Annotated in this window: 9 protein-coding genes and 1 riboswitch; of the genes, 2 read left to right on the plus strand and 7 right to left on the minus strand. The window is 72.1% G+C overall.

Annotated features, from left to right (window positions below):
- Positions 1 to 355: 355 nt before the first annotated feature.
- The 4 genes from AVW11_RS34785 to AVW11_RS34800 form a co-directional block, all read right to left on the minus strand.
- Positions 356 to 1,006, minus strand: coding sequence for a DUF1707 SHOCT-like domain-containing protein (locus AVW11_RS34785; protein ID WP_030852179.1), 651 nt, complete (start codon positions 1,004 to 1,006; stop codon positions 356 to 358).
- Positions 1,007 to 1,107: 101 nt separating this feature from the next.
- Positions 1,108 to 2,079 carry an ABC transporter ATP-binding protein gene (locus tag AVW11_RS37935; RefSeq protein WP_060181142.1) on the minus strand — a complete coding sequence of 324 codons (972 nt, stop codon included), beginning with the start codon at positions 2,077 to 2,079 and terminating at the stop codon, positions 1,108 to 1,110.
- A gap of 3 nt (positions 2,080 to 2,082) precedes the next feature.
- On the minus strand, positions 2,083 to 2,847 hold the full coding sequence (locus tag AVW11_RS37940; RefSeq protein ID WP_051700607.1) for an ABC transporter permease: 765 nt from the start codon (positions 2,845 to 2,847) through the stop codon (positions 2,083 to 2,085).
- A 130-nt stretch (positions 2,848 to 2,977) separates the two neighbouring features.
- Complete coding sequence (locus tag AVW11_RS34800) at positions 2,978 to 3,781, minus strand: ABC transporter permease (protein ID WP_030852164.1); 804 nt, start codon at positions 3,779 to 3,781, stop codon at positions 2,978 to 2,980.
- Positions 3,782 to 4,023: 242 nt separating this feature from the next.
- Here AVW11_RS34800 and AVW11_RS34805 point away from each other — a divergent pair, with 242 nt between their 5' ends.
- Entirely contained in the window at positions 4,024 to 6,450 is a 2,427-nt protein-coding gene (locus tag AVW11_RS34805) for a transglycosylase domain-containing protein (protein ID WP_079250909.1), read from the plus strand.
- 6 nt (positions 6,451 to 6,456) lie between these two features.
- Here the strand turns inward: AVW11_RS34805 and AVW11_RS34810 are convergent, their stop codons facing one another.
- From AVW11_RS34810 to AVW11_RS34820, 3 genes are all read right to left on the minus strand, one after another.
- Complete coding sequence (locus AVW11_RS34810; protein WP_030760324.1) at positions 6,457 to 6,777, minus strand: DMT family transporter; 321 nt, start codon at positions 6,775 to 6,777, stop codon at positions 6,457 to 6,459.
- A gap of 31 nt (positions 6,778 to 6,808) precedes the next feature.
- Positions 6,809 to 6,878: riboswitch (guanidine-III (ykkC-III) riboswitch) on the minus strand.
- Positions 6,879 to 6,952: 74 nt separating this feature from the next.
- Positions 6,953 to 7,294 (minus strand): GroES family chaperonin, encoded by a 342-nt coding sequence (locus tag AVW11_RS34815; protein WP_030852162.1) that lies wholly within the window; start codon positions 7,292 to 7,294, stop codon positions 6,953 to 6,955.
- Positions 7,295 to 7,337: 43 nt separating this feature from the next.
- Complete coding sequence (locus tag AVW11_RS34820; RefSeq protein WP_030852161.1) at positions 7,338 to 7,658, minus strand: DUF3618 domain-containing protein; 321 nt, start codon at positions 7,656 to 7,658, stop codon at positions 7,338 to 7,340.
- A gap of 109 nt (positions 7,659 to 7,767) precedes the next feature.
- Between AVW11_RS34820 and bcp the strand changes: the two genes are divergently transcribed.
- Entirely contained in the window at positions 7,768 to 8,235 is a 468-nt protein-coding gene (gene bcp / locus AVW11_RS34825; protein ID WP_030852159.1) for a thioredoxin-dependent thiol peroxidase, read from the plus strand.
- Positions 8,236 to 8,290 lie beyond the last annotated feature (55 nt).

The following is an 8,290-nucleotide window of genomic DNA, read 5'->3' on the forward strand; positions in this document are numbered from 1 at the left end:
CCGCCTGGCCGCGACAAGGCCGCACGCGCCGAGCCGAGGAGACATTCCGGCGGGGCACCGCACCACACAGAACCACCCCCGCCCCGCCGAAACACCCCACCGGACACCACCCCGCGCCAGGAACTCCGGCGCCGCAGGGGCACTGGCACCCGCAGCCACCACCCGGCCAGGAACCCCCGCCCCGCCGAAACACCGACCCCGCAGACCCCCGGCCAGGAACCACCGCCCCGCCGAAGCACCGGCAACCGGCCGCCCTGGGGCGGGAAGCACCTCCCCGCCTGAGCCACCGCACCCGTCGGCCGCCCCCGGCCAGGGGCTGGGGGCCCAGGCACCCCGGCGGGAGCCGGGCGGGGCGTCAGAGTTCCTTGCGGAGCGACGGGCCGCCCGGGGGGCGTTTGGGGTTCTTGATCTTGACCTCCACGCCGCCCCAGAAGGCGAAGCCCGTCACCACCACCCGCGGAGCGCCCGGCCGTGTCGGGCCCGGGCTGTCGCGCTGGTCGAAGGCGCCCATGAAGCCGAAGCCCCGTACGTCCACGTCCACCCCCGGCGGCACCGTGATCTCGATGCCGCCCATGATCGCGACGCAGTTGATCACCACCTCCCGCTGCGCGAAGTCCGCCTCGCGCAGGTCCAGCTCGCCACCGCCCCAGAACGCCACCGCGTCGAAGCGGGCCGGGACCGTCCACCGTCCCTTGCGCTGGAAGCCCGACATCACGGCGACAGCCAGAGCCGACGAGCCGGACCCGCCGATCCGGCCCTGCCAGGCGGTGCCCGCCGGCGCCGGCGTGGCGGCCGCCGGGCCGGGGGCCGCCGGCAGGTCCGCCGTCAGCGGTTCCAGTTCCGCGTACGTACGGGACTTGTACGCCGCCTCCAGCCGCTCCTCGAACTCCTCCATGTCGAGCCGGCCCTCGGCGACGGCGTCCCGAAGACGCTCCACCACCCGGTCCCGGTCGGCATCCGACGCCCTCAACTCCGGCAACGGCTTCTCCGGCCGCTCGTCACTCATGCGCCCAGACTATGCACGGGCGTGCGGGAGTTGTATGGTCCGGCCCCTGAGACCGTCCCCGACCGAACCCTGAGAGCACCCCCGAGGGCCGGCCCGGGACGTCAGCCCCGCCCCGCGTACATCCGCGCGATCACGTCCTCGATGTCCGGCTCCCGCACCGACAGGTCCACCAGCGGGTACTGCGCAGCCACCGCCGACACCAGCGGCGCCGCCGACGCACCCGCCGGGAACGCCAGCCACTGCCGGGGGCCCTCCACCTTCACCACCCGCGCCCCCGGCACACTGATCGGCGCCAGCTCCCGTTCCAGGTCCACCACCAGCGTCCGCTCGCTCTCCCCCGCCGACCCGGCCGCGTGCAGCCCGCCGAGCGCCCCGTCGTACATCAGCCGCCCGTGGTCGATCACCATCACCCGCTCGCAGAGCTGCTCGATGTCCTGGAGGTCGTGCGTGGTCAGCAGCACCGTCGTGCCGCGCTCCTCGTTCAACTGCCGCAGGAATCCCCGCACCTTCGCCTTGCTCACCACGTCGAGCCCGATCGTCGGCTCGTCCAGGTACAGCACGTCCGGATCGTGCAGCAGGGCCGCCGCGATGTCCCCGCGCATCCGCTGCCCGAGCGACAGCTGGCGTACGGGCACGTCGAGCAGTTCGCCCAGGTCGAGGCGGTCCACGCACCGCTCCAGGTTCTCCTCGAACCGCGCCCTCGGCACCCGGTACATCCGCCGCATCAGCCCGTACGAGTCCTTCAGCGGCAGGTCCCACCACAGCGTGGTGCGCTGCCCGAAGACCACCCCGATCCGCTGCGCGAGACGCACCCGCTCCCGGGCCGGGTCGATGCCCGCGACCCGCAGCCGGCCGCCGCTCGGGGTGAGGATCCCGGTCAGCATCTTGATGGTGGTGGACTTCCCGGCCCCGTTGGGCCCGATGTAGCCGACCACCTCACCCCGCGCGACCGTGAAGCTGATCCCGTCCACCGCCCTGACCTGGCGTTTCTCGCGGCGCATCAGGCCCACCCGGCGCCGTACGTCGAAGACCTTCTCGACCCCGTCCAGCGAGATCAGTGCATCGTCCACCACGGCTCAGCTCCCCGTGCTCCGGTACGAACGGACTCCCGCGCGCCAGGCCAGCGACGCGGGGACGAACACCGCGAGGGCCACCAGCGGGCTCAGGAACGCGGCCCACCCCGGCAGTCCCAGCGGATCGGGCCGCCCCAGCACGTACAGCGCGGGCAGCCAGTTGACGAAGGCCAGCGGGACGATGAAGGTCACCGCGCGCAGCAGCTCCGTCGCGAAGATCGTCGGCGGGTACTGCAGCATGGTGCAGCCGCCGTAGGTGAAGGAGTTCTGCACCTCCGCCGCGTCCCCGGCGATGAACTGGAAGGCCGCCCCGGCCACCATCACCGCCGCGAAGATCGCCGCACCGGCCAGCACCATCACGGGCACCAGCAGCACCTTCCCGGCCGTCCAGTCCACCTCCAGCGACCACAGCGCCCACCCCAGCAGCCCCAGCCCCTGCGCGATCCGGCCCATCCGACGCAGCGCGAAGCGGTCGGCCGCGACCTGCGCGAGCAGCGGCACCGGCCGCACCAGCATGGTGTCGAGCGAACCGTCGCGGATCCGGGCGCCGATCCGGTCGGTGTTCCCCAGCAGCAGGCCCGCCAGCCCCAGCGAGGCCGAGCAGGACCCGTACAGCAGGGCCACCTCCGGCAGGGTGAAACCGCCGAGGGCGTCCACGTGCGAGAACATGATGTAGATCGCGGCGAAGTCCAGCAGCGTGATCGCCGCGTTGCCCAGCGTCTCCAGGGCGAAGGACGTCCGGTAGGTCATCGTCGACCGGATCCACATGGCGACGATCAGGCCGTAGCCCCGCAGCCCCTCCCGGACCCCGCCGCGCGCCGGGGGCACCTCCAGGTCCGTGAACTCCCGCTGCCGTAGCGGTCCGGCCGCCCCCGCCGCCTCAGCCACGTCAGCCACGTCAGCCACCCTGGACCACCACCTTCCGCGTCCCCGCCGACTGCAACAGCCGTCCGATGCCCAGCAGTACGAGGACCCAACCGGCCTGGAAGGCCAGCGCGCCGGCCGCGGTCCCGGCCCCCGAGTGCTCGCCCAGCAGCACGTCCAGCGGCACCTGGAGCATCGCCGCCCACGGCAGTACGCGCACGAACTCGCCGAAGGCTCCCGGGAAGACGGTCAGCGGCAGCAGCATCCCCGAGAAGAAGATCGAGACGACGGTCGCCATCAGGTTGATCCCGGCCCCGTCCAGCAGCCAGAAGGCCAGCAGCCCCAGCAGGTAGCGCAGCGCGAAGCTCACCACCAGCCCGAGCCCGACGGAGACCAGGAACAGCAGCCAGCGCCACGGGTCCCAGGGCAGCGCCAGCCGGAAGGCGAGCGCCCCCGCCGCGAGCGGGACCAGCCCGCGCCCCAGCAGTTGGAAGGCGGCGCGGCCCAGGTCGGCCGCGAGCCACCACATCTGGAGGTCCGCGGGCCGGTACAGGTCGACGGCGATGTCGCCCGTGCGGACCCGCTCCTGGAGCTCCTCCTGGAACCCGCCGCCGATCAACGCCCCTGCGGCCAGCAGCGACTGGCTCACCCAGACGAAGGTGAGGGCCTGGGACTGGTCGTAACCGCCGAGGCCCGGGCGCTGGTCCCACAGGGCGATGTACGTGAACGCGACGATGAACCCGAAGACGGTGTTGGTGAACACCCCGGCCGCGGTCGCCGTCCCGTAGGTGGCGTAGCGCCGGAATCCGCCGGCCGCGACCGCCGCGTAGAGGCCCACTCGGCGGCCCGCGCTCTGCCCCACGCTCTGGCGCACTCTCTGGCGCACCGTATCCCCTCCGTTTTCCACGTCGTTCCTACGTCGGCCAGGTCGGCCAGGTCGGCCAAAGCGCGCGAGCTTAGTGCGGAGGGGCGAGCCACGCGACCGATTTACCCCCGTCCAGGGCGGCGGTGACCGGCCATCGGGTAGACACCATGAGGTACAGAAGTGGATATTTCGAACAGCGTCGAGGAGTCCTGGAGATGAGCGACCAGTCACCACCCGCGGGCTGGACCCCTCGAGACCCGGACACCCCGCCCGGCGGACCGGGCGGCGGACCGCCCGGCGGGCCCGGCGGCGGACCGGGCGCCGAGGACCGCCGCGGGCGGACCGGACGGCGCCGGCTCCTCCCCACCTGGCGCACGGCCCTCGGCGCCGTACTGCTCCTCGCCCTCCTGGTCGGCGGCGGCCTCGTGGCCGGCTACCTGCTGGTCGACATCCCGCCGGCCAACGCGGCCGCGACCGCACAGTCCAACGTCTACCTGTACTCCGACGGCTCCCAGCTCGCCCGCGACGGCGAGGTCAACCGCGTCAACGTGCCCCTCTCGCAGATCCCGCTGACCGTCCAGGAGGCCGTACTGGCCGCGGAGGACCGGGACTTCTACTCCGAACGGGCGGTGGACCCCAAGGCGATGGTCCGCGCCGCGTGGAACACGGCCACCGGCAAGGGCACCCAGTCCGGTTCGACGATCACCCAGCAGTACGTCAAGAACTACTACCTGGGCCAGGAACAGACGATCAAACGCAAGGCCAAGGAGTTCTTCATCGCGATCAAACTCGGTCGCGAAAAGTCCAAGGCGTACATCCTTGAGGGATACCTGAACACCAGCTACTTCGGGCGCAACGCCTACGGCATCCAGGCCGCGTCCCAGGCGTACTACGGCAAGGACGTCGGCAGCCTCACCACCGCCGAGGGCGCCTACCTGGCCACCCTGCTCAACTCCCCCAGCGCCTTCGACGTCGTCTCCCACCCGCAGAGCCGCGCCCGCGCCCTCGCCCGCTGGCACTACGTCCTCGACGGCATGGTCAAGAAGGGCTGGCTGCCCGCCGCCGAGCGCGCGGCCACGCAGTTCCCCGAGCCCGGCAAGGTCCGGGCCGCGGCAGGCCTGTCCGGCCAGCGCGGCTACCTCGTCGAAGCGGTCAAGGGGTTCATCCTCGACCGCGAGATCCTCGACGACAAGACCCTCGCCGAGGGCGGCTACCGCATCCGGACCACCATCGACCGGCGCCGCCAGGCCGACTTCGTCGAGGCCGTCGACGACCAGATGCTGAGCAGGCTCGACCCCCAGGCGCGCACGGCGGACCGGGTGGTCCGGGCCGGCGGGGTCTCCATCGACCCGGCCACCGGCAAGGTCGTCGCCATGTACGGCGGCGTCGACTACACCAGGCAGTACGTGAACAACGCGACCCGCCACGACTACCAGGTCGCCTCCACCTTCAAGCCGTTCGTCTTCGCGGCCGCCGTCGAGAACGGCTCCCGCACCCAGGACGGTCGCAGGATCACCCCGAACACCGTCTACAACGGCGACAACAAGCGCCCCGTCGTCGGCGGCCGGATCCGCTTCGCCCCGGAGAACGAGGGCCAGGTCTCCTACGGCAACATCACCGTCACCACCGCCACCGACCTCTCCGTGAACGCCGTGTACGCGCAGATGGCCGTCGACGTCGGCACCGCCAAGGTCAAGAAGACCGCCATCGACCTCGGCATCCCGCAGGACACCCCGAACTTCGTGGTCGGCCCGGCCATGGCGCTCGGCACCCTCCAGGCCAGCGTCCTCGACATGACCCAGGCGTACGCGACCCTCGCCGACCACGGCCGCCGCACCCCCTACACCTTCCTGGAGGAGATCGCGAAGGGCGACGACACGATCCCCCTGCCCGAACGCACCCCCGTCCAGGCCATCAGCCGCGAAGCCGCCGACACCACCACGTCCATGCTGGTCAGCGTCGTGGACAACGGCACCGGCACGGCGGCCCTCGCCGCCGGACACCCGGCCGCGGGCAAGACCGGCACCGGCGAACTCGACCGCTCGGCCTGGTTCGCCGCCTACACCCCGAACCTGGTCACCGTCGTCGCGATGATGGGCCAGGACCCGGACACCGGCACCCTGGAATCGCTGTACGGGGCCCTCGGCGAGCCCCGCATCGGCGGTGGCGGCTACCCCGCCCGGATCTGGGCCTCGTACACGAAGACCGCCCTGGAGGGCACCGACCCCGTCGACTTCGACCTCGAACTCCAGCCGGGCGCCGCACAGCTCCCGACGCCGCCCTCCTGGCAGTCGCAGCCGCCGCAGGAGACACCCGGCGACGACACCCCCTCCCCTCCCCGGCGGCCGACCCCGCCGTCCGGCGGCCAGGACAACGGCGGGCAGGGCGACGGTGGCCGCACCCAGGGCGGCCGGGACAACGCGGGCCAGGACGGCGGCGGCCGCAACAGCGGCGGGCAGACGCAAGGCGGCCAGGACACCGCGGGCCGCACCCAGGGCGGCCAGGACGACGGCGGCACCGGTCAGGGCGACGAGGGCGGCACCACCGCCGGCACCCAGGGCGGTACGGGCACGGGCGGGGGCGGCTGGGACGGCGGCGGAACGTTCGGCGGCCCCCGCCCGCCGTCCGCGTTCCTGGAATGAGCGGGATCAGTGACCGGAGGTCGCCTTCAGCCCCACCACGGCGACCAGCAGCAGACAGATGAAGAAGATCCGGGCGGCGGTGACGGGCTCACCCAGCACCGCCATGCCGAGCACGGCCGCACCGGCGGCGCCGATGCCCACCCACACCCCGTACGCCGTGCCGATGGGCAGGGTCTTCGCGGCGTAGGACAGCAGCACCATGCTGGCCACGATCCCGGCACCCGTGAACACACTGGGCCACAGCCGGGTGAAGCCGTCGGTGAACTTCATGCCGATCGACCAGCCGACTTCGAGCAGACCGGCGAGGAGAAGAAGAACCCAGGCCATGACGGCACCTCCGAGACATCGAGCGATACGGGGTGCGTCGTCTTGTCGTACCCGGTACGGCGCGTCTCGTCGGGTTCTCCCCCACCGTAGCAAAAGGCAGCGAAAAGGGCCGGTGACCTCGGCCACCGGCCCTTCTGCCATGCGTTCGCCCCAGAGGCTCGCAGGCCCCGGAGGCTCAGAGGTAGAGCCCGGTGGAGTCGTCCGACCCCTCCAGCCGCTCCGCGGCCACGGCGTGCAGGTCCCGCTCGCGCATCAGCACGTACGTCGCCCCGCGCACCTCGACCTCGGCGCGGTCCTCGGGGTCGTACAGCACGCGGTCCCCGGGCTCGACGGTCCGTACGTTCTGCCCGACCGCGACGACCTCGGCCCAGGCCAGCCGCTTGCCCACGGCGGCGGTCGCCGGAATCAGGATGCCGCCGCCGGAGCGCCGCTCGCCCTCGGGCAGGTCGGACTTCACGAGCACGCGGTCGTGCAGCATGCGGATGGGCAGCTTGTCGTGGGTGGTGTTCTCGCTCACGCCACGAACCTACCTGCCCGCACCCGTCCCGTGCCGTGCAGGGTCATCCGCGCCTGCGGCGCGCCGAGACGACGAGCAGGCCGACGACGCCGACCGCGAGCAGCGCGACGGGCACGACGCGCTCCAGGCGCGGGGACCCGTCCTCGTGGCGCAGGCCGTCCCGCACGTCCGTCACGACGCGGTTCACCGTGGCGAAGGCCCGCCCCGCGGTCTGGTCGACGGTCGAGGCGACCCGGGCCCGCGCGTCCCCGATGATCGTCTGCGGGTGCATGCGCACGCCGATCTCGTCGAGCGTCTCGGCGAGCTGCTCGCGGCGGCGGACGATGTCCGCCTCGATCTGTGCGGGGGTCCTGGCTTCCGACACCGCGCTGCCTCCGTCGTCGTGGTCGTGATCGTGTGGGGCGTAGTCCGCCGTGAACAGTCTGTCAGCTTAGTCTCGTGACGTACCGATCCCCTCCCGAGGAGACTGTCAGATGAGCGAGCGACTCCAGCCGGGCGACACCGCCCCCGCCTTCACCCTGCCCGACGCGGACGGCAACGAGGTCTCGCTCGCCGACCACAAGGGCCGCAAGGTCATCGTGTACTTCTACCCCGCCGCCCTGACGCCGGGCTGCACGAAGCAGGCCTGTGACTTCACGGACAATCTGGACGTCCTGGCCACGGCCGGCTACGACGTCATCGGCGTCTCCCCGGACAAGCCGGAGAAGCTGGCGAAGTTCCGCGAGAAGGAGCACCTGAAGGTCACCCTGGTCGGCGACCCGGAGAAGGAGACGCTGGCGGCGTACGGGGCGTTCGGCGAGAAGAAGCTGTACGGCAAGACGGTGACGGGCGTCATCCGCTCCACGGTGGTCGTGGACGAGGAGGGCAAGGTCGAGCACGCCTTCTACAACGTGAAGGCGACGGGCCACGTAGCCAAGATCATCAAGGACCTGGGCATCTGACCCCCGTCCTCCCGGAGCGGGCCGCCCCCACCCAGGGGCGGCCCGCTCCGCTTAT

The organism is Streptomyces amritsarensis, assembly GCF_001953875.1.
GTDB lineage: Bacteria > Actinomycetota > Actinomycetes > Streptomycetales > Streptomycetaceae > Streptomyces > Streptomyces amritsarensis.